Consider the following 16,612-nt stretch of genomic DNA (forward strand, 5'->3'; position numbering starts at 1 on the left):
CCTTGCGGGGTGGCGCGCGGGTGGGGCAGGGCTATGCGGCGCGGGAAGTGGCCCTTGAGGACCACCAGCGTTCGTCGGTGTCGGGGTTGTCCGGGCCGGGCTTCCGGGAGAAGTCGGTGCCGGTACGGACGAGGTACTCGTACTCGCCGTGGTGGTCGGGGCCTTCCGCCCGGATGATCTCGGCGGTGCCGCCCGGCAGTCGGCACGCCCATTGCTGCGCGGCGTGGAAGACGCGGGTTCCAGGGGGGAGGGGCTCGTGCATAACGGGCTCCTTTCGGGATTCAGGCAGACCAGCGGGGGCCGCGGAGTGCGTCTGGCACGTCGCAAATGTCTGTGAGCGTGAGGACTGGCGCAGGCTTGCCGCGTTTGGGTGCCGGTGGCGGCGTGGGCCGGTCGAGCTGGGCGAGGGTCTCGTCGGTGAGGCCGTGGGCGTGGGCGAGGTCGAGGAGTTCGGGGCAGTCGTTGATGTTGTCGGTGACGGGGTCGTCGCAGTCGCCGTAGGTGCCGCAGCCGCCGCAGGCGGTGGCGTCGTAGTGATCTGCCCGCTGGGGGTCGGTGTTGTGGCGGGCGAGAATCCGCCGATCGGATTCGCATCGGCGAACGTTTGCTGTGTCATTCCGGTTAGCTGCTTCGGCTTCTTCGACCCGGGCGGTGATCCAGCCGTGGAGATCAGGCATCGCCAGCGCCTTGCGCATGGCAGGGGCAGATACATTGGGCTGCGCACCACTTGCACTTCGCCGGCACCTTGGCCCCTCCGAGCCCGGTGTTGCTCTGGCAGTAGCCGTGCTCGTCGTGCAGGCAGCCGGTCGACAGGTACTGGTGGCCCGATGCCGGCTTGGGCGACGCCACGTGGGGTCGGATGATCGCGCCCAGGCTCGACGCTCGTTCCGCTGGATCGTCCGGCAGGTTGTCGGCGAGGTGCTCGGCGGCGGCTTGGTCGGCGGGGTCCGGGCGGTGGCCTCCGTGAGCCTGGATCGTGCCGGTGGTGAGGAGGTTCGCGGTGTACAGGGCAGCGATGTGGAAGGCGGCGGCGAACGCGTCGTGGGCGATGCGGCCTTCGTCGATGCGGGAGAGGCCGGCGCAGCGGTTGTGGTGGGCGCCGTCGGTGATCAGACGGACCAGCAGAGCGCGGAGCCGATCCTCCTCGGTGGCGGATCGCCGGACGACGGCAGGCTGTGCGTTCACACCGAGGCTCTGTGCGCCGCTCTGCGGGTCGAACTCACCCCCGGGGCGCCGCTCGGTGCCAGCCTCGGGGGGTTCGGCACTCTCAGGGCCCTTCAGGGCCCTTCGCGGGGGGCGTTCTGGGTTGAGGGAATCCTGGCGCGTCACTCCGAGGCTCCTTCTGTGGCGATTTGCGGTGCTTCGAGGCCGAGTTGAACAGCAGCGAGATGTACGGCGTCGCGAATGGACAGCTCGCCGTCGGACGCAGCCCGGATCGCCAGGGCCTTCACGTGCAGATCGTCGGCCAGCTCCTGCTGCTCCGGGGTCAGCCCCCGGACCCGGCCGCGCGGCCGGCGAGTCGGGCCCCACCGGTCAAGGTCGTTCATGCGATCTGCTCCTTCGACTCGTTCGGGATGAGGCAGTGCTGCCGGGCCACACGCACAGCGGCGGCCCGGCGTTGGCCACGGGGCTTCCAGGCGACGTCCAGGGCCCAGTAGGCCTCGGACAGGCGGGACGCAACCTGGGTGCGGGGCATCCCGAGGCGCAGGGCCACGACGGACAGCGGAACGCCGTCAGCAGCGGCAGCCAGCACCTCGGCCTGGCGCGGCGACAGGTGCGGGGCCTTCACAGCACACCGCCCACGACGATCACGTCCTCGACGCCCCGCTCCCGCTCCTCGGGTTCGGGGAACTCCCAGTCCGGCAGCGGCTCGTCGTCCCACAGGCACGGCTCCGACCACCAGGTCGCAGTCACCAGACCACGTCCTTGATCCGCGGGTCCCAGCGCAGAACCGGCTTACCCAGCCCCTCGGCATAGGCCAGCTCGCCGGCCGTCGCGTCGCCGAGGCTGCCGTCGGGCTTCGGCACGACCACGACGACCGTCGCCTCGGCGATCAGGGCCCGCCACATCGCGGCCAGCGTCTCCGCCAGCCGGTCGTCCACCTCGGTCAGATGCGGCATGTGCACCGCCCAGCCCTGACGCGTGCACGTGGCAGCAGCGGCCTGGAGCCGATCCATGTGCTTGGTCGATCCGCAAATCACCGCGGTCGGCCAGCAAGGTGAGACCGGCTGCGGCTCGGCGGCGGCCAGCTGTTCCTCGATACCCAGGAACTCGCGGAGCTTCCTGTCACCCTCGCCCGATCGGACGTCCTTCTTCGCGAGCTGGCTGATGAGGAACCGGCGCTGGGTGCGGAGGCGGTCGATCTCGTCTTTCAATTCGAGTGCGATCTTGTGCAGCGCCTTCTCCGTGCCGTCGTTGTAGGTGGCGATGGCCCAGGTCTTGGTTCGTTGGCTGTACTGGGCGAGGCGGATCTCGGCGGGGGTGGCGTTGTCGGGCATCAAGCACTCCTTCGGGAGAGGTCGTATGCGGGGAGGTGTCGGGCGGTGGCCCAGGTGTGGCCGCAGGCGGGGCAGCGGTAGCCGTGGACGACGCTCTCGCCGCGGCGACGCACGGCGGCCGGCGGTATGCCACGGCGGATACAGGCAGGGCAGGAGTCGGTCATCACGTCTCCCGGGCGTCCAGATGCTGGATGACGAGCAGCCGGGCGTACATCTCGGCGGCGTGCTGGATGTCGCCGCACAGCCAGTCGCAGCGCTGCCCGTCGTAGGGCTGGCGGACGTCTGAGCCGGTCCACTGCAGCTGGACGCGATGCTCGTGATCGTGAAGTTCCTCGGCTGTGCTCCAACGGACTTCGGCCGGGGTGCGGTTAGGGATTCGCGGGCAACAGCGGAACACCCTCTGCGCCAGGGCAGTGATCCGGTTCTCGTAGTAGTCGCGGCGAGGCGCCTGTGCATGAAGCCAGCGGGCGAACGTGGGCTCCAGCCGGGCCACAGGCTGTCGTCCGTCCCCGCAGCAGCCGTGTGCGTACAGGGCACCGGACTTGCGGATGCGGATCTCGCCCTCGCAGGCGGGGCACAGGCCGAGGTCGGGCAGCGGGTTGTGGGTGGTCACCAGATCGCTCCTGTCGGTGAGTAGCCGGTGATCTCGTCGAGGTCGGCGGGCTTGTAGGAGATCCAGGGCCAGGTCTCGCCCTGGCGGATGAAGTGGGGCCAGTCGCGTTCGTCGCGCATGCCGCGCCAGGGGACGACCCGGCGGCCGCGGCAGCCGTCGGTGTTCGCGGCGGACTTCTCGTCCTCAACGGGGCGGAGCCCGAAGCCGAACTCGGGCCAGCGCATCCACAGCGAGGATCCGAGGGGGCGCAGGTTGCGGTGCTGTCCGAAGCCGTTGTGGTGCGGGGCGTGTGCCTCGAGGAGCACGGCGCAGCCGGTGGTGGCGCGGGCTTCGTCGACGACGGTGCTCACCTTGCGGGCGAGTTCCTCGTCGTTGGGGTTCCCGGCGTGGAGCCGGTACACCGGCCCGATGATCAGGACGTCGGGCTTGAGCTGCTCGACCCGGCGCATCATCCACGCCCGGTCCGCGGGGCGGGTCAGGTCCAGGCCCTCGGGCCGGCACTCGATGTGGAACTGGCCGCGGCGGACCGGCTGCTCAACGACCGCGGCGGCATCGAGGAGCGGCCGGTACTTGCGGCGGGAGGCCGCGGCTCCGTTCTCGCAGTCCAGGGTCAGCACCCGACAGCGGTCGATGATCTCCCAGGTGCGGAACGGGTGCAGGCCCGCGGCGAGCGTGACGGAGAACTGGCGCAGCAGCGTCGACTTACCGCCGCCTTCGCTCGCGGTGAGGATCAGCCGGTCGCCGCGCTCCAGCAGACCGGGGACGAGCCAGTCGTAGGTGTCTTCGTGCTGGACGAAGTCGAGGATGTCCTCGGTCGGCAGGTCTGCGGTGGCCATGCCGCGGTCGCGGATCTCCCGGGCCATGGTCACGGCTTGCTCGACGAGGTCGCTGGTGTGGCCGTCGGGGCTGTAGCCCATCTGCACGAGCCGGGTGCCGAGCTCGATCAGGGCGCGGCGCAGGGCACGGTCTTGGACGATGTCGGCGTAGTAGCCGGCGTGGGCGGTGGTGGGCACGGCGTGGGTGGCTTCGTGGAGGTAGTGGGCGCCGCCGACGCGGTTGAGCTCGCCGGTGTCGGCGAGGTGTTTAGTGAGGGTGATCGGGTCGACGGGCAGGCCCTTGGCGTGGAGCCGGCCGATCGCGTTGAAGATCGCGGTGTGGGCGGGGCGGTAGAACGCGGCCGGGTCGAGGATGTCGAGGACCTCGCGGCAGGCGGCCGGGCTGAGCATGCAGGCGCCGAGGACGGACAGCTCGGCGTGGATGTCCTGCGGCATCGCGCGGTCGAAGTCGGTGGGCAGCGGCTCGAGGTCGATAGTCACTAGAAGATCCCTCGTTCTTCGGGGGTCTGGCCGCCGACGGCACGCAGGTGCGGGCGGGGGCGGTGGACGGGTGCGCCTTCGGCTGGCATGGGCGGGAGTTCGCTCCAGCCGCGCATGAAGTAGCGGGCGGAGTCGACGTCGGTGCGGTCGACGGTGCGGCGGGCGTAGTCGACGAGGGCCGGTACGCCGCATTTCTTGATCAGGGCGATGAGGGGGAACCACTGGTTGCCGGTGAACGGCCAGCGGACGTTGATGTTGCTGGCGGTCATGCTGTCCATGAGCGGACGGACGGTTGAGGGGATGCCGTAGTCGTCGTCGGCGGCTGGCTGTTCCGGCTCTCCCGCATGCTTGCTGGGAAAGAATGGGGAGTGGGGGTCAGAATCCGACCCCCTAGCGGGTCCTAGGGGGTCGGATTCTGACCCCCTAGCGTTTTCACCTTGATCTCGTAGAGGGTCAGAATCCGACCCCCTAGCGGAGGTGGGCCGGATGAAACCGACCGCCTTCGGGAGCCGGTACAGCGAGGCCCTGGTCCCCTTGTTCAGCTCGATGATCTCCAGCTCGCCGCTGTCGACGGCGGCCCGGATCGCCCCTTTTACGCTTGTCTTGGGGGCGTTCATGGCGGACATGAAGTCGGCGTGACTCAGCCGCGCCTCGCAGGCCGACGATCGCACCTGGTCCGCCACGTAGAGCAGGGCGATCCGGGTGTTCCCCTTGGACTGGGAGTGGTTCCACACCCAGTGCATGGCGTCCAGGGTCACGGCGAGCTTCCTTCGGCTGGGGCGAGCAGATGGACGGGATCAGGCAGCTGGCTCTGGCGGTCCCTTAGCGCCGGGCCGGTGGAGGTCGCAGCGCCAGCCGCAGGGGTAGAGGCGGGCGGGCTGGCCGCAGGCGGTCACGCCCCACTGGCAGCGGTACGGGGTGACCACGCAGGGCGGTGGTGGGGGGATCCGGGCCCAGGGCACCCGAGCCGGGGTGCCCGCGGGCTCGTCCGGCTCCTCGCCGGGGTCCTGGAGCGGCTCATGGTCCGCGGGCGGATAGAGGGCGGTGCGCCGCTCCTCGACGGGCTTGTTGGCGGCGGGGTCCTGTTGTTGCCGGCGAGGGCGCAGAGCGATGACCTTGGCCGTGTGCGGGGTCGCGGCGCTCATGCGGCGGCCTCGCGGCGTTTGGGGTCGAGCGCGGTGCGTTCGCGGGGTGTGAGTCCGCCGCGGACGGTGGCGCGTGATTGCTGAGGCAGGCCGGCTTCGCGGTGGAGGGCGTCGGCGAGGCAGGGCTTCCGGACGGGGCACCGGGCGCAGATCTTCTTTGCTTCCGCGACGTCCTGTTTGGTGTAGCTGGACGGCTCGAAGAGGTCGGGCCCTATCTCGCGGCAGCGGGCTGAGGCCTCCCAGGCGGCGCTCATGCGGCCAGCCCCTGCTGCTTGCTGAACTCACGGAGGATGTCGTGGACATACTTGGGCGGCATGTCGAGCCGTGTCGCGATCTCAGCCTCGGGAACGCCGAAGGAGGCGAGGTGACTGATCTCTGCGCGACGCTGGCGACCGAGCTGAATGAAGCTGAGACCCTCGTCGCTGGTGGCTGGCGTGAAGTCTGGGTTGTCGAAGTCGTCTTCGTCCCAGTAGGCGAGGCTCGCCCAGCCTTTCGCTTCAGCACGTGCCCGGGTCTGGGCTGCCACGCCTGGCAGCACTCCGTGCTCTTCGGGCTGAGTCCTTTGGAGTCGGCCACACAAGAGGCGGACGCCATCGGCCGTGAACAGACGGACGGTGCCGCCTTCGCCGCGGATCAGATAGCTGATGTAGCCGTCGCCGGTGGCCAGGTGCTTGTCAAGGGTCTTGGCGGGCCACCCTTCGGCAGTGAGGGCGCGCAGGCGACGGCGTGTGCCAAGGGCAGGGACGTGGGCCCCATTGCGGGATGGCTGACCCGATGGGGCCGGGACTGGGACGGCGAGGATCCGGGTGGCGGTGGAACGGAGGACGAGTGCTTTGCTGTTGATGATCTGGTAAAGGTGCCCGGACCCGATCTTGGCAGCGTTTTGGATCTCGGCGTCGGTGAGGCCGACAGCGCGAAGGCGCCAGATCCGGGCGATGACCTTGTCGGACGGGACGAGGCTGCCGCGCCCTGTCTCGCGGAGATACTTCCACCTTTTGGCTGCCGCAGTAGCTGCTGTCGTGCACGGCCGACACCTGCATCCGCGCTGGTAGCGGCGCACGTCGCCGTGATCGACACTCTCACTTGATCGCCGGATTCGGCGAGGCTCGGTGATCACTGTCCTGCCTCCCGTTGCTCGTCGAGGTATGCGGTGATGTCGTGGATGCCGAGGGCGGCTTCGTCGCGGATGCGGGCTTCGCGGACGGCTGCTACGCGGCGGTCGCGGCGGCGGCGTTCGATGGCGTCGTGGCTGGCGATGTAGGCCAGGCCGGCGGCGAAGAGGGCGACGGTCCAGAGGCTGATGGTCATGCCGCGGCCTGCCGTCCTGGCTGCGGGCGCCGGCTCTGGGCGATGAGGCGGCCCTTGGCGGACAGGCGCCACAGGGCGATGCGGTGGCCGTGCGTTGGGCCGGATGTGGAGGGGACCATCCCGACGTGCTCGATGATCCCGGCGCCGCGGAGCGCGTTGACCGCGGCACCGAGGAACCCGTTACCCTGCTCGGGAAGCTTGTCGCGGATGTCGTTGCAGCTGAACGTGTCGCGCTCGAGGCCGAAAGCGAAGACGGCCTGCTCGACGAGGAACCGGTCCCAGTTGGAGTGCTTCACGATGGCGTCGAGGGTGATGTCCTTACCGGCCGCGGCAAGACGCTCGGCCGGCGTGAGGGTGCGGGTCATCGGGACTCCTTCTCCGGGCGGGTGCAGTCGTCGTGGCGGTGGCAGCGGCACCGCTTGCAGGCGGCGCACAGCTCGACGGCGTCGGTGTCGCAGAGGCCGCATCCGCCGGTGAGGGCGATGCGCACGCTCTCGGCCAGGCGCAGGCGGTCGATCAGGAGCATGCGGTCGATGGGAGTACGGTCCGGAGCGGTCATGACGCACCGCCTTCCGTCAACTCCTGCTGCGCGCGCCGCTCGACGCGCTCGTCGACCTGGGCGATCCAGGCGTCGTAGTCGTAGTCCAGGGCCGTGGCGATGCGGCGGGCCGGGATAGTGAGGTTGCCGCGGGCGAAGACGTCGTCGAGGAAGCCAGCCAGGACGTCGGCGCGGGCCGGTGCGTGTCGGCGGAGGCTGCTCATTGCCAGGGCGGCGACGAAGCCGTTGGTGGCCACGCGGGACTCCGCCCGGCGGATCTGGGGGCTCTTGGTCTTGGCGGCGATCCGGTCGGCTTCGATACAGCTGCGGAGCGTGGCCTCGACGAACTTGGCCGCGGACTTCGGAACGTCTGTCATGGTGTGGTCTCCTGGTGGGTGGCGGGCCGCCCCCGATTCCCGCGGGGACGGCCCGGCGGGCTACTGGGCGGGCTTGAGGCTCGTGCCGCGGGTGCGGATGAATTCGCCGAGCGAGGTGGGCTTGCCGTCGGCGGGGTCGAGCATCGGCGTGGCCAGCAGGCCGCGGCTGTCGACCTCGGCGTACAAGTCGAGGAGGCCCTTGTAGGTGGCGTCGTGGGCGGTGGCGCGGGTGATGTAGTCGGCCGGGTCGGTGGCCGGCGCGCCGTCGTTCAGCCACTCCAGAAGCTGCTGGGCAAGCTTGCCGCCGTCGGGCCGTTGGATGACCTGCTGGTGCAGGGCGGGGCAGCGGGACTTGAGGATGGTCAGGGTGTTGTGGACGTCCATGGCGCCCACGACGTCGAATTCGTACTCGACGCCCTTGCGTTGTTCGGCTCGGGTGCCGACGGCGACGGGTTCCGTCCGGCCGCGGTCGTTCGCCTGGAGGACCCATTCGGTGTGGGAGCGCATGGTGACGACGACGTGGCCGGGGTAGGCGAGCAGGGCGTCGATCATGGCGTTCTGGATCGGCGTGCCTTCCTTCCAGCCGCCGAAGGAGTTCCCGCCGTACCGGGACTTGGCTCGCTCGACCTGCTCGAGGGTGCCGTCGGTGCCCTTCCAGAAGTGGCTGAGGCTGTCGACCATGACGGTCGGGTAGCCGGCTTGGGCCGCGGCGCCGAGGGCCTTGCCGAGGTCGCGGGGGTCGTAGCGGCTCATCTGCAGGACGTCGAACTGGATGCCGTTGATGCCGACGTACTTGGAGGCGGCGCCCCGCTCCGTGTCGATGACGGCGAACCGGTCACCGAGACCGGCGGACAGGGCCAGCCCTGTCCAGGTCTTGCCGGAGCCGGAGACGCCTTGCAGGGCGATGCGGGCCTTGGCCTGTTCCTTGGTGGCGGGCCGGAATGCGAAGTCGAGGTCGTCGAAGTCGCTGCCCTGGGGTGCTTGGCGGGCGGTGACGGCGTCGGTGATGCGCTGGGCCATCAGTGGGCCTTCTCTCCGGTGCGGCAGGGCATGAGGGAGTGAGTGGTGCCGTCTTCCTTGACCGTGCGGATCGCGATGCGCTGGCCGAGGCTGGTGGCGTACCGGGCGGTGCCCATGCGCTGCAGGATCTGGGCGGCGATGCGGCGGCGCTCGTCGTCCATGGCGCGAGACAGGTCGAGGGCGTCGCGGTAGCGGTCGGCGAGGTGAGGGCCGATATCGATCTCGGTGTCGTCGCGGCCGGCGGCCTGGAGCTTGGCCGTGTCGTAGGTGATCTGCGAGCCGTCCGGGTCGGGGCATTCGCCGCGGCGGACGGAATCGAGGAACTCCTCGGCGGCAGCGCGCAGGAGCTCTGCGTCGGCCTCGTCGTACTCGACGAGGTACGTGCGGTAGTCGTGGCCGCTGATCAGCACGGCGACGTGGCAGGCCTTGAGCCCGAGGGTGTCGAGCTGCCACTGGACCTGGCAGCGGTAGTGAAGCGGGACCTCGTCGCTCCCGGAGGGGCCCCAGCCGTCTCCGCCGTAGGGGCTGGTCTTGATCTCCAGCAGGGTGGCCGGGAGGGGTCCTTCGGTGTGGCGGAGGTCCTCGACGTGGTGCAGGATCCGGTCGGGCGTGGCGCGCTGCCATTCGCGTTCCGCGTGCCGCCACGTCCCGGTCTCCAGGACGAGGAGTTCGGGGTGCTCGTCGGAGAACTTCTGGACGACCGCAGGCTCTAGCCGGTTTCCCCACTCCATGGCCTGGCTCGGCTCGAAGGGTGGGACGGGCAGCCCGGCCTTCTTGTGCCAGAGGGTGAATGCGGAGGGCCAGCGTGGCGGAGCGAGGCCGACGACGGCGGCGATCTCGGTGGCGGTGATGCACAGGCCGGCGCGGGCTTGATCCCACTCTGGCGTGCCGGGCTCGAAGGTGCCGAGGAGGATGCCGGTCGGGGCGTTCACTGGCCACCTGCCGCGATCTTCTGCAGTGTGGCGATGCCGTTCTTGTCGCTCGTCGCGATGCCGACGGCGGCGACTTCCGCGGGGTACACGGTGCGGAGCCACTCGAAGTTGCCGTGGTCCGCGGTGGCGATGGCGTGGAGGAGGTGCTGGGTGAAGGTGCCGGGCTGCCAGCCTCCGTCGGCTCCGAAGTGCCAGAGCACGTGACGGGCGGTCTCAGCAGGAATGTTGGGGTCACTGTGACTCATGTGGCCTGCTTTCAGGGTGTGGGGTGCCACCGGCCCCGCCGGGAGGGAGGTGCGGGGCCGGTGGCTGCGGCCCTGGGGCGCTCGGGGGGAGGTGGCGCCGGGGGCCGCGCGGAGAATGGATTTGGGGGCCTGCCGCCGGAGCCAGAGGTCATCTACGGCGGCAGGCAGATCAGCGGACTAGCGGTCGTCCGAGTCGTTGCTGCGGTCCGGCAGGTGGCCGAGAAGAGCCAGGATGACGCCGACGAGGCCGGCGACCACCAGGCCGAAGAACTGGCCGCTCATGACGCCCTCCTCTGCTGCGGCAGGGCCAGCACGTGCCGCGTTGCGCTGTACGACGGGTGCTGGAGTTCCCGGGCCTGCGACCGGCATGCGATGCAGGTCTCGGGCAGGTGCGGGCGAGCGGGGCACGTGCTGGTGCAGCGGCAGTCCTCGAAGGTGCGCTCGCAGCGCGGGCAGCGGCTCATCGCTCCTCCCTCCATTCACGGGCCATCTCCCAGAGGAGGGCCGCAATAATCGAGAATGTCCACAGGTTCACGAGGACGTCACCGACACTCATCGCGCGCCTCCGGAGACAGGACTGCATTCAGAGAGGCGGGTGCTGTCCTTGGGAGGCAAGGCCGCAGGCTCTTGCTTTGCGGCGTCGTACTGGGCGATGCCCCAGACGATCGCGTGACAGGCCCAAAGGAAGGCCAGCTCGTAGTCGTGGAAGTCCCACTCCCAGACGTCGCTGAACTCGTAGCCCTGATAAGTGAAGTCCTCCAGGAGGTTCCGCGCCGTGTGCTCGTCACTCAGGTCGTCGTCGAGGACCCACCTGCGCAGGTGCTTCCCAGTCCCGGCCGGCACGCCGTCCCAGCGGGCGTCCTCGACGAACTGCGCGACGACCCTCTGACGCAGCAGTTCCTCTGAGTACTCCTTCACGGACCGCCGCCCACCACCGAGCTTCTCGGACCAGTAGTGAGGATTGATGCCCCACCTGCTGTCGGCGCGGAAGAACTCGAACATGTCGGGGAGGCGGCTGAAGACGTAGTCGTCACCGACATCACCGCACACGGCCAGCCGTCCCGGCCAGGTGATCAGGTCGAACCAGTACTCCGAGGTGCACGGGGCCATGAACCGCAGGTGCCGGTAGAGGCCATCGTCGTGGAGCACCGTCATCTTGTGCTGAGCCGTGTCCCGGCGGAACCGCTCAGCAATCTCGGCCTCGCGGGCGTCCATCGTGCTCATGCCGCCTCCTCCGTCCTCCAGGCGCGCGGCCCGGTCCACTGGGCGCGCTTCCACTCGTCGATCCGGAGCCGGCACTCGGGGCAGATGCAGTTCACCGGATGCGGGATCAGGGACACCCGCGTCACCGCCAAGCCCTCCAGCAGACCCGCCGCCTCCGCGAACTCCCGGCCCTCAAGGAGCAGCCACAGGCGCATCTCGGTGTCGTCGCCCGGCTGGGCCACGGCCCCGGCAAGGAACCCGTTCCGCCAGGCTGCCGGCTCACTGCTGCGACGGGCCCGCTGCTCGTACAGCTCGAAGTCGCCGATCACGCCGCACCTCCGGCGAGCGCCTGCCGGTAGTCGCCCGAGCCGAGCCGGCGGGGCTGGGGCACCAGCGGGACGTGAGCCAGATAGACGGACACCAGCGGCTGCATCTCACCGAGGGACGATTCCATCATTGCCCTGCCGTGCTGGTCCCGGTCCCCGGTCCACCACCACAGGCAGCCACGGGAATCCCGCAGCGTCCGGGCGAGGTCGAACTCGACGCCATCGACAACCTCGTACTCGCCAATGATCCAGGCGATCTGCTGGCGGTCCGCCTGCGGCAGATCCTGCGCTACCGCCGCAGCGGCGAGGTCGTTGAGGAAGGTCATGACTCCTCCTGCTCGTCATCGGGAAGGAACGCCGTCAGCTGCACTCGGGCCTCGCCGAACGTCCCCTCCACCGTCAGCCAGGAACTCCCGCCACCGGAGTCCTTCGTCACGTCTTCGTCGGGAAGGCCCAGGGCCCGTCGCCATGTCGCGAAGTCGTCCGTCGACTTATGCGACCGGGCGGAGTGCAGTGAGACGTCCAGAAGGCTCGGGTTGATCGGCGAGATTCGCACGACAGCAGCGGGCAAGTCCCCGTGCTCCGCGAGCAGCCGGTGTAGCGCCTCCGCAGTGGCCGACATATCGGCCAGGGTCTGGGCCTTCACGCTGCACCTCCGGGCTTGGGGTGGGCGATGCCCGGCAGGGGCACGCACGTGTCGGGATCCGCGTCGAGAAGATGCCGCTGCTTGGCGAGCTGGCCTTCGTCGACGGGCATCGCCTGCTGCAGGGCGTCCAGGAGCAGGGCCGCCTGGAGACGGGGGTCGGTCGTCGTCGCCATCACCGCTCACCGCCCTCAGCGGCGCGGGCGACGAGCACCCGGTCGATCGTCGTGATGCCGTTCTCGGCCGCCTTGACGACCAGAGCCTCGACCGCTGCCAGCCGGGCACGCAGCACGTCGACCTCGGCCAGCTGCTGCGCCGGTCCGTCGGCCAGCTGATACGCGACTGGCTCGTCGACGGGAAACGCGGCGATCCGCTCGACCAGCGGCGACGTACCGGCGATTGAAACCGGAGGGATGGGAGATGATGGAGACACGATCGGCCTCTTCTCTTCGGAGTGGTGTGAGGGTGATCCAGGCCCCGGCTGCCGGTGTGTGAGAGCCCGGCGGTTGGGGCCGCATACCGCTCTAAGCGGCGCGGGTGAGAGGCTTTGGCCCCGTCTTGCGGCGGCGCATCTTGGCCGGCTGGGCCGGGACGCGGTGCATATCGCGGATCTGCACGCGGTCTTCCGGGCTGAACCACAGGAACTTGCCGAGCCGCGTGTGGGGGAACCCCCGCTGGTTGGCGCCGTCCTTGAGCCAGCGTTCGCCGCAGCCGATGTCTTGGGCCGCTTCCTTGGGGCGCATGAAGCCGTCGCGTTCCATGGTGGTCACGATGGGCGTGGCGTGATCCTCGACGCTGGGCATGTCACCTCTTCTCTGCGGTCTCCTCACCTACGAGGAGCCGGTCGTCGTGGATGTTGAGGACTGTGCGGAGTGCGGCGTAGGTCCCGGGTCTCATGTGCTGGCGGACACCGGTTTCGAGTCGCTGCAGGTAGCTGCGATCGATGCCGGCTGCCGCCGCGACCTCCTTGATGCCGAGGCCTTGGCGCATGCGGGTTCTACGGAGTTCCGTCCCGTTCACCTGGTAGGTGGCTGGGGGTCTTTCCATGCACTGAAGCTACGCCTCAAGAAGAGGAGCATCAAGTAGAACCAAGCAGTAACATGTAGAAACATGTAGAAGCGCGCGGCCCCGGGCAACGGAGGGTCGGCCCAGCCGGGACGGTTTCGGTCACACTTCTCCCTGTTCCTAGCTGTTCCTACCTGCTCCTGCGATGATGGCGCCCATGGCCACCCGACCTACCCCCACAGCCCTCAAGCGCCTAGGTGACCGCGTAACCGCGCGGCGCGCACAGCTCAACCTGCCCAAAGCTGCCGTAGCCGAGCAGGCGGGGCTGACAGCAAAGACCTACTACAAGATCGAGAATGGCGAATGGGTCCGCGAGACGACCTACGCCAAGGTCGAGCCCGTCCTCCAGTGGGCCCACGGCAGCTGCCTCGCCATCCTCGGTGGCGCCGAGCCGGTCATCGCCGAGCCGACTGGAGCCCCAGGCGTCTACCTCTCGCCGATTCTCCCCGGAGACCTGGAGCGCCTCGTCGAGCAGGCAGTGCAGAACGCCGCGATCGCCGTCACCAACCTGCCCGCCTCCGAGATCCGCGCCCTGAAGCAGCGCGTCGTGGACGAGCTACGCAGCGAGGGCGGCCGTGACAGCGATGTCAACAGGTAAGCCTGACCTTACTGCTGCACCCACCTGGCGGCTTTACCGTTTCGTTACTGGTTAACCGGCAGTTTTCTCTGCCCAACCCGGTCCCAAGATTCGTTCAACCTGGCACCATCGAAAGTCACTTGGGAGGCACCCCGCAACAACTCGCAAGGGGGGCCCATGTACAACCTGCTCATCAAGGACTTCGGCCCGGCGTTCATCGGATTCCGGGGCGAGGTTGATGGCACACTCGTGTGCGTCGCCACGCCGAGAGTCCAGCACGACCCCCAAGCGAGGGCCGTCATGCGAGACCTCATCCGGCGCCAAGGCGGCGACTGCAGCAGCTGCCGGCGGTGCCTCATCGGCACTACCGAGTAACTGGCGCGGCCGGGAGTCGCAATAGCCCGGCTAGCAGCTGCCCGCCACACGCAGGCGACCAGGGCGAAGGGGGTCGTATGCCTTACGTCGAATGGCGAGGGGCCAGATGTCGAGTCAAGTGGTGGGCTGGCGAGTACCTGCCCAACGGAGCAAAGAAGTACGAGGCGAAGAGCGGCTTCACAGATGAGGACAAGGCGCGCGAGTACGGACTTGATCGAGAATACGAAGTCCGACATGGCATGAATGTCAAAGTCGCCGATGGAAGAGCCCTCATGGAGGACTACTGCTGGACTTGGCACGACGCTCAAGACCTACGGCCGGCCAGCATGGATGCCTACAAGTTCATGATCAAGCGCCAGATCCTTCCCTACTGGGGGAAACGGACCGTCGAGTCCGTCTCGACTCTGGAATTCGAGGCGTGGAGGAAACGCCTCAGGGCTCGGGCCTCGGACGGCGAGCTCTCAGAAACCTACGTCAAGAGCATCCTCATGCTCTTCGGCATGATCATGGATGACGCTGTTACCAAGTACCACCTGCGCCAGAGCTCACCAGTAGTGAGAGAGACTGGCCGGCGCGGAAGGTACAAGCGGACACGGAGAGAGACGAAGCGACCCCACGAGATGGCAGTCATCTACGCCCTGGCAAAGAACGCCTATGTGGTGTGGGGCTATACGGGCTGGGTCTATCAGTGGACCCTCCCATTCACGGGCATGCGCCCAGGCGAGATTCGGGGCCTGCAGCGGCAGTTCGCTTCCCCAAGCTGGCCCCTGTCGGATCCGGATAGGGGGCGGCGAGAAGCCTTTGCCGAACGCTACGCGGACATGCCAGCCCTCCGGGTCCAGTACCAACACCGGTACGTCAGCGGAGCAAAGCGGCTGGTGGAGCCGAAGTACGAGTCCTGGCGGAACCTGGTCCTTCCGCCCTTCCTCCATCACATGCATACCAACCTCCTGGCGTCGCATCGGTCGCCGTGGGTGTTCCCGTCGATGACGGGTGGGCCACTGCTAGGCACGTCCTTCGAGCGGGACTACTGGCATCCGATCAGAGACGGCGCACCAGCCCGCACGGGGCGCGTTGACCGGCGGCGCGAAGAGATCCCCAGAGTGCCGGCGATGGAGGGGAAGCGAAGCTACCTCACTCGTCACTGGCACAAGGAGATGCTGGACGAGGACGGGCACGCCGAGATCGCGGTCGAGACGCGCATGGGTCACGAAGTGGCCGGGGTGCGGGGACTGTACGCCAACCTCACGACGGCGATGGAGCAAGCGATCGCCGAGAAGCTGCAGGAGCGATGGGAGAGGTTCCTGCGGGACGAGAAGCCCGAGTGGCTGCCGCCTGTTCCCAGTTTTCTCCCACCAGAAGAGAAATGATCTATGTTTTCGCAGGTCGCGTGCCCAACATGGAGACCGGCGGCCTCATCCAGTGGATCAGCGAGCACATGCAGGGCCCCACGTCCTGAGGCGCTTGCCGAACCGGCTCAGCGGAGCGTCACCTTGAGGATGCGGCCCGAGGCCTCCACTACGAACAGGGCGTGCTGGTCGCTGTGTTCGCCGAAGCCCCGGGCGACGCGGACGCTGCTGGGCATGCGCAGGCCGCTCGCCACCACGCAGGAGCGGCCCGTGTCCGGGTCCACCCGGATGAGCTCGCCGTCGCGGAAGGACGCGACGATCAGGCTGCCGTCGGCGTACGTGAGGTCGTCGAGGAACTTCATGTCCAGGAGGTTCCTGCTGAGATGCGTGACCGTCGTGCGGCGCGCCGGGTCGTTCAGCGGGATGCGGTAGACCGGGGACGAGGTGTCGGTGATGGCGCTCACGTACAGCTGATCGCCGGCGATCTCCAGGCCGTTGGCGCCGAAGACGTCCGCCGCCCGGGTCCACTGCTCGTCCTTGGTGCCGTCCGGGCGGACCTTGACGATGCCGGTGGACAGCTCGCGGCTGAGGTAGAAATTGCCGGAGGCGTCGATGGCCAGGCCGTTGATGCCCCGGATGCCGCTCACCACCTTCTCCGGCTTCGGGGCGGCGGCCGCCGGGTCGAAGCGCAGGATGCCGCCGTCCGTCGCCAGCGGGCTCACGCCGTAGTTGACGTACATCATGCCGTCGGGGCCGCGGCGCAGCCCGCCGGGCCCGCTCACCGGGAAGCTCGTCCTCAGCGTTCCGTCGGGGGCGTATCCCTCGACGCGGTTCTTGACGAGGTGGGCGACCCAGAGGGTGCCGCGGCCGTCGAACTCCAGGTTCTCCCGCCAGTCGAGGACGGGGACGCCGCCCTTGCGGAACACCTCCATGTTCGCCTGCTGCGCGCACGTCCCGAGGCGGGCACCGGCCCGGGCGGGTGCCCCCGCGGCAGCCGCCGGCACCTGCGAGGCCCCCGCCAGGAGCGCGGAGGCCAGGCCCGCCGCGAAGAACGCCTTGCGTATGCGCATAGTCATCGCCCC

At 68.8% G+C, this 16,612-nt stretch carries 31 protein-coding genes; 2 read left to right on the forward strand and 29 right to left on the reverse strand.

Annotation, left to right across the window (positions count from 1 at the left end; translation table 11 throughout):
• Nucleotides 1-31 precede the first annotated feature (31 nt).
• The 28 genes from ACSNOG_RS11695 to ACSNOG_RS11830 form a co-directional block, all read right to left on the reverse strand.
• A complete protein-coding gene (locus ACSNOG_RS11695) occupies nt 32-262 on the reverse strand; it encodes a hypothetical protein (RefSeq protein WP_436752530.1) in 231 nt (76 codons plus the stop codon).
• A gap of 19 nt (nt 263-281) precedes the next feature.
• Nucleotides 282-695 carry a hypothetical protein gene (locus ACSNOG_RS11700; protein ID WP_436752531.1) on the reverse strand — a complete coding sequence of 138 codons (414 nt, stop codon included), beginning with the start codon at nt 693-695 and terminating at the stop codon, nt 282-284.
• Complete coding sequence (locus tag ACSNOG_RS11705) at nt 670-1,185, reverse strand: hypothetical protein (RefSeq protein WP_436752532.1); 516 nt, start codon at nt 1,183-1,185, stop codon at nt 670-672. Before ACSNOG_RS11705 ends, ACSNOG_RS11700 begins: the two co-directional genes overlap by 26 nt.
• 140 nt (nt 1,186-1,325) lie before the next feature.
• Nucleotides 1,326-1,547, reverse strand: a complete 222-nt coding sequence (locus ACSNOG_RS11710) for a hypothetical protein (RefSeq protein WP_436752533.1) — start codon at nt 1,545-1,547, stop codon at nt 1,326-1,328.
• Entirely contained in the window at nt 1,544-1,789 is a 246-nt protein-coding gene (locus ACSNOG_RS11715; RefSeq protein WP_436752534.1) for a hypothetical protein, read from the reverse strand. Before ACSNOG_RS11715 ends, ACSNOG_RS11710 begins: the two co-directional genes overlap by 4 nt.
• A complete protein-coding gene (locus ACSNOG_RS11720; RefSeq protein ID WP_436752535.1) occupies nt 1,786-1,914 on the reverse strand; it encodes a hypothetical protein in 129 nt (42 codons plus the stop codon). Before ACSNOG_RS11720 ends, ACSNOG_RS11715 begins: the two co-directional genes overlap by 4 nt.
• Nucleotides 1,911-2,498, reverse strand: coding sequence for a hypothetical protein (locus ACSNOG_RS11725; RefSeq protein WP_436752536.1), 588 nt, complete (start codon nt 2,496-2,498; stop codon nt 1,911-1,913). The genes ACSNOG_RS11720 and ACSNOG_RS11725 overlap by 4 nt, the downstream gene beginning before the upstream one ends.
• A 163-nt stretch (nt 2,499-2,661) precedes the next feature.
• Nucleotides 2,662-3,111 carry a hypothetical protein gene (locus ACSNOG_RS11730; RefSeq protein ID WP_436752537.1) on the reverse strand — a complete coding sequence of 150 codons (450 nt, stop codon included), beginning with the start codon at nt 3,109-3,111 and terminating at the stop codon, nt 2,662-2,664.
• Nucleotides 3,108-4,427: a DnaB-like helicase N-terminal domain-containing protein gene (locus ACSNOG_RS11735; RefSeq protein WP_436752538.1), complete on the reverse strand. Its 1,320-nt coding sequence runs from the start codon at nt 4,425-4,427 to the stop codon at nt 3,108-3,110. The genes ACSNOG_RS11730 and ACSNOG_RS11735 overlap by 4 nt, the downstream gene beginning before the upstream one ends.
• Nucleotides 4,427-4,696: a hypothetical protein gene (locus ACSNOG_RS11740; protein WP_436752539.1), complete on the reverse strand. Its 270-nt coding sequence runs from the start codon at nt 4,694-4,696 to the stop codon at nt 4,427-4,429. Before ACSNOG_RS11740 ends, ACSNOG_RS11735 begins: the two co-directional genes overlap by 1 nt.
• Before the next feature lie 528 nt (nt 4,697-5,224).
• Nucleotides 5,225-5,572 (reverse strand): hypothetical protein, encoded by a 348-nt coding sequence (locus ACSNOG_RS11745; protein ID WP_436752540.1) that lies wholly within the window; start codon nt 5,570-5,572, stop codon nt 5,225-5,227.
• On the reverse strand, nt 5,569-5,826 hold the full coding sequence (locus ACSNOG_RS11750) for a WhiB family transcriptional regulator (protein ID WP_436752541.1): 258 nt from the start codon (nt 5,824-5,826) through the stop codon (nt 5,569-5,571). Before ACSNOG_RS11750 ends, ACSNOG_RS11745 begins: the two co-directional genes overlap by 4 nt.
• Entirely contained in the window at nt 5,823-6,689 is an 867-nt protein-coding gene (locus tag ACSNOG_RS11755; protein WP_436752542.1) for a hypothetical protein, read from the reverse strand. Before ACSNOG_RS11755 ends, ACSNOG_RS11750 begins: the two co-directional genes overlap by 4 nt.
• Entirely contained in the window at nt 6,686-6,880 is a 195-nt protein-coding gene (locus tag ACSNOG_RS11760) for a hypothetical protein (RefSeq protein WP_436752543.1), read from the reverse strand. Before ACSNOG_RS11760 ends, ACSNOG_RS11755 begins: the two co-directional genes overlap by 4 nt.
• Nucleotides 6,877-7,245 (reverse strand): hypothetical protein, encoded by a 369-nt coding sequence (locus tag ACSNOG_RS11765; RefSeq protein WP_436752544.1) that lies wholly within the window; start codon nt 7,243-7,245, stop codon nt 6,877-6,879. The genes ACSNOG_RS11760 and ACSNOG_RS11765 overlap by 4 nt, the downstream gene beginning before the upstream one ends.
• On the reverse strand, nt 7,242-7,439 hold the full coding sequence (locus ACSNOG_RS11770) for a hypothetical protein (protein ID WP_436752545.1): 198 nt from the start codon (nt 7,437-7,439) through the stop codon (nt 7,242-7,244). Before ACSNOG_RS11770 ends, ACSNOG_RS11765 begins: the two co-directional genes overlap by 4 nt.
• Complete coding sequence (locus tag ACSNOG_RS11775; RefSeq protein ID WP_436752546.1) at nt 7,436-7,795, reverse strand: hypothetical protein; 360 nt, start codon at nt 7,793-7,795, stop codon at nt 7,436-7,438. The genes ACSNOG_RS11770 and ACSNOG_RS11775 overlap by 4 nt, the downstream gene beginning before the upstream one ends.
• A gap of 60 nt (nt 7,796-7,855) precedes the next feature.
• Nucleotides 7,856-8,815 carry an ATP-binding protein gene (locus tag ACSNOG_RS11780; RefSeq protein WP_436752547.1) on the reverse strand — a complete coding sequence of 320 codons (960 nt, stop codon included), beginning with the start codon at nt 8,813-8,815 and terminating at the stop codon, nt 7,856-7,858.
• Nucleotides 8,815-9,747: a YqaJ viral recombinase family protein gene (locus ACSNOG_RS11785; protein WP_436752548.1), complete on the reverse strand. Its 933-nt coding sequence runs from the start codon at nt 9,745-9,747 to the stop codon at nt 8,815-8,817. Before ACSNOG_RS11785 ends, ACSNOG_RS11780 begins: the two co-directional genes overlap by 1 nt.
• Nucleotides 9,744-9,992: a hypothetical protein gene (locus ACSNOG_RS11790; RefSeq protein ID WP_436752549.1), complete on the reverse strand. Its 249-nt coding sequence runs from the start codon at nt 9,990-9,992 to the stop codon at nt 9,744-9,746. The genes ACSNOG_RS11785 and ACSNOG_RS11790 overlap by 4 nt, the downstream gene beginning before the upstream one ends.
• A 552-nt stretch (nt 9,993-10,544) precedes the next feature.
• Complete coding sequence (locus ACSNOG_RS11795; RefSeq protein WP_436752550.1) at nt 10,545-11,216, reverse strand: hypothetical protein; 672 nt, start codon at nt 11,214-11,216, stop codon at nt 10,545-10,547.
• Nucleotides 11,213-11,524: a hypothetical protein gene (locus tag ACSNOG_RS11800; RefSeq protein ID WP_436752551.1), complete on the reverse strand. Its 312-nt coding sequence runs from the start codon at nt 11,522-11,524 to the stop codon at nt 11,213-11,215. Before ACSNOG_RS11800 ends, ACSNOG_RS11795 begins: the two co-directional genes overlap by 4 nt.
• Nucleotides 11,521-11,847: a phiSA1p31-related protein gene (locus ACSNOG_RS11805; protein WP_436752552.1), complete on the reverse strand. Its 327-nt coding sequence runs from the start codon at nt 11,845-11,847 to the stop codon at nt 11,521-11,523. Before ACSNOG_RS11805 ends, ACSNOG_RS11800 begins: the two co-directional genes overlap by 4 nt.
• On the reverse strand, nt 11,844-12,167 hold the full coding sequence (locus tag ACSNOG_RS11810; protein WP_436752553.1) for a hypothetical protein: 324 nt from the start codon (nt 12,165-12,167) through the stop codon (nt 11,844-11,846). The genes ACSNOG_RS11805 and ACSNOG_RS11810 overlap by 4 nt, the downstream gene beginning before the upstream one ends.
• Nucleotides 12,164-12,340 (reverse strand): hypothetical protein, encoded by a 177-nt coding sequence (locus ACSNOG_RS11815; RefSeq protein ID WP_436752554.1) that lies wholly within the window; start codon nt 12,338-12,340, stop codon nt 12,164-12,166. The genes ACSNOG_RS11810 and ACSNOG_RS11815 overlap by 4 nt, the downstream gene beginning before the upstream one ends.
• Nucleotides 12,340-12,597, reverse strand: a complete 258-nt coding sequence (locus tag ACSNOG_RS11820) for a hypothetical protein (RefSeq protein WP_436752555.1) — start codon at nt 12,595-12,597, stop codon at nt 12,340-12,342. Before ACSNOG_RS11820 ends, ACSNOG_RS11815 begins: the two co-directional genes overlap by 1 nt.
• Nucleotides 12,598-12,688: 91 nt before the next feature.
• Nucleotides 12,689-12,967, reverse strand: a complete 279-nt coding sequence (locus ACSNOG_RS11825; RefSeq protein ID WP_436752556.1) for a hypothetical protein — start codon at nt 12,965-12,967, stop codon at nt 12,689-12,691.
• 1 nt (nt 12,968) lies between these two features.
• Nucleotides 12,969-13,211: a helix-turn-helix domain-containing protein gene (locus tag ACSNOG_RS11830; RefSeq protein ID WP_436752557.1), complete on the reverse strand. Its 243-nt coding sequence runs from the start codon at nt 13,209-13,211 to the stop codon at nt 12,969-12,971.
• Nucleotides 13,212-13,386: 175 nt separating this feature from the next.
• Between ACSNOG_RS11830 and ACSNOG_RS11835 the strand changes: the two genes are divergently transcribed.
• Together ACSNOG_RS11835 and ACSNOG_RS11840 are read left to right on the forward strand one after the other, a co-directional pair.
• Nucleotides 13,387-13,827, forward strand: a complete 441-nt coding sequence (locus tag ACSNOG_RS11835; protein WP_436752558.1) for a helix-turn-helix domain-containing protein — start codon at nt 13,387-13,389, stop codon at nt 13,825-13,827.
• A 431-nt stretch (nt 13,828-14,258) separates the two neighbouring features.
• Complete coding sequence (locus tag ACSNOG_RS11840) at nt 14,259-15,551, forward strand: integrase (protein ID WP_436752559.1); 1,293 nt, start codon at nt 14,259-14,261, stop codon at nt 15,549-15,551.
• A 107-nt stretch (nt 15,552-15,658) separates the two neighbouring features.
• On the opposite strand, the gene ACSNOG_RS11845 is transcribed toward ACSNOG_RS11840, so the two are convergent.
• Complete coding sequence (locus ACSNOG_RS11845) at nt 15,659-16,600, reverse strand: SMP-30/gluconolactonase/LRE family protein (protein WP_436752560.1); 942 nt, start codon at nt 16,598-16,600, stop codon at nt 15,659-15,661.
• Nucleotides 16,601-16,612: the final 12 nt, after the last annotated feature.

The sequence above is a fragment of the Streptomyces sp. URMC 124 genome (assembly GCF_051386455.1).
Classification (GTDB): Bacteria; Actinomycetota; Actinomycetes; order Streptomycetales; family Streptomycetaceae; genus Streptomyces.

What these genes read in the sequence shown, in the direction of transcription:
- ACSNOG_RS11695 (WP_436752530.1), bottom strand. Translation starts at nt 262, where the DNA reads ATGCACGAGCCCCTCCCCCCTGGAACCCGCGTCTTCCACGCCGCGCAG.
- ACSNOG_RS11700 (WP_436752531.1), bottom strand. Translation starts at nt 695, where the DNA reads ATGCGCAAGGCGCTGGCGATGCCTGATCTCCACGGCTGGATCACCGCC.
- ACSNOG_RS11710 (WP_436752533.1), bottom strand. Translation starts at nt 1,547, where the DNA reads ATGAACGACCTTGACCGGTGGGGCCCGACTCGCCGGCCGCGCGGCCGG.
- ACSNOG_RS11725 (WP_436752536.1), bottom strand. Translation starts at nt 2,498, where the DNA reads ATGCCCGACAACGCCACCCCCGCCGAGATCCGCCTCGCCCAGTACAGC.
- ACSNOG_RS11740 (WP_436752539.1), bottom strand. Translation starts at nt 4,696, where the DNA reads ATGACCGCCAGCAACATCAACGTCCGCTGGCCGTTCACCGGCAACCAG.
- ACSNOG_RS11745 (WP_436752540.1), bottom strand. Translation starts at nt 5,572, where the DNA reads ATGAGCGCCGCGACCCCGCACACGGCCAAGGTCATCGCTCTGCGCCCT.
- ACSNOG_RS11750 (WP_436752541.1), bottom strand. Translation starts at nt 5,826, where the DNA reads ATGAGCGCCGCCTGGGAGGCCTCAGCCCGCTGCCGCGAGATAGGGCCC.
- ACSNOG_RS11760 (WP_436752543.1), bottom strand. Translation starts at nt 6,880, where the DNA reads ATGACCATCAGCCTCTGGACCGTCGCCCTCTTCGCCGCCGGCCTGGCC.
- ACSNOG_RS11765 (WP_436752544.1), bottom strand. Translation starts at nt 7,245, where the DNA reads ATGACCCGCACCCTCACGCCGGCCGAGCGTCTTGCCGCGGCCGGTAAG.
- ACSNOG_RS11770 (WP_436752545.1), bottom strand. Translation starts at nt 7,439, where the DNA reads ATGACCGCTCCGGACCGTACTCCCATCGACCGCATGCTCCTGATCGAC.
- ACSNOG_RS11775 (WP_436752546.1), bottom strand. Translation starts at nt 7,795, where the DNA reads ATGACAGACGTTCCGAAGTCCGCGGCCAAGTTCGTCGAGGCCACGCTC.
- ACSNOG_RS11780 (WP_436752547.1), bottom strand. Translation starts at nt 8,815, where the DNA reads ATGGCCCAGCGCATCACCGACGCCGTCACCGCCCGCCAAGCACCCCAG.
- ACSNOG_RS11790 (WP_436752549.1), bottom strand. Translation starts at nt 9,992, where the DNA reads ATGAGTCACAGTGACCCCAACATTCCTGCTGAGACCGCCCGTCACGTG.
- ACSNOG_RS11795 (WP_436752550.1), bottom strand. Translation starts at nt 11,216, where the DNA reads ATGAGCACGATGGACGCCCGCGAGGCCGAGATTGCTGAGCGGTTCCGC.
- ACSNOG_RS11805 (WP_436752552.1), bottom strand. Translation starts at nt 11,847, where the DNA reads ATGACCTTCCTCAACGACCTCGCCGCTGCGGCGGTAGCGCAGGATCTG.
- ACSNOG_RS11815 (WP_436752554.1), bottom strand. Translation starts at nt 12,340, where the DNA reads ATGGCGACGACGACCGACCCCCGTCTCCAGGCGGCCCTGCTCCTGGAC.
- ACSNOG_RS11825 (WP_436752556.1), bottom strand. Translation starts at nt 12,967, where the DNA reads ATGCCCAGCGTCGAGGATCACGCCACGCCCATCGTGACCACCATGGAA.
- ACSNOG_RS11830 (WP_436752557.1), bottom strand. Translation starts at nt 13,211, where the DNA reads ATGGAAAGACCCCCAGCCACCTACCAGGTGAACGGGACGGAACTCCGT.
- ACSNOG_RS11835 (WP_436752558.1), top strand. Translation starts at nt 13,387, where the DNA reads ATGGCCACCCGACCTACCCCCACAGCCCTCAAGCGCCTAGGTGACCGC.
- ACSNOG_RS11840 (WP_436752559.1), top strand. Translation starts at nt 14,259, where the DNA reads ATGCCTTACGTCGAATGGCGAGGGGCCAGATGTCGAGTCAAGTGGTGG.
- ACSNOG_RS11845 (WP_436752560.1), bottom strand. Translation starts at nt 16,600, where the DNA reads ATGCGCATACGCAAGGCGTTCTTCGCGGCGGGCCTGGCCTCCGCGCTC.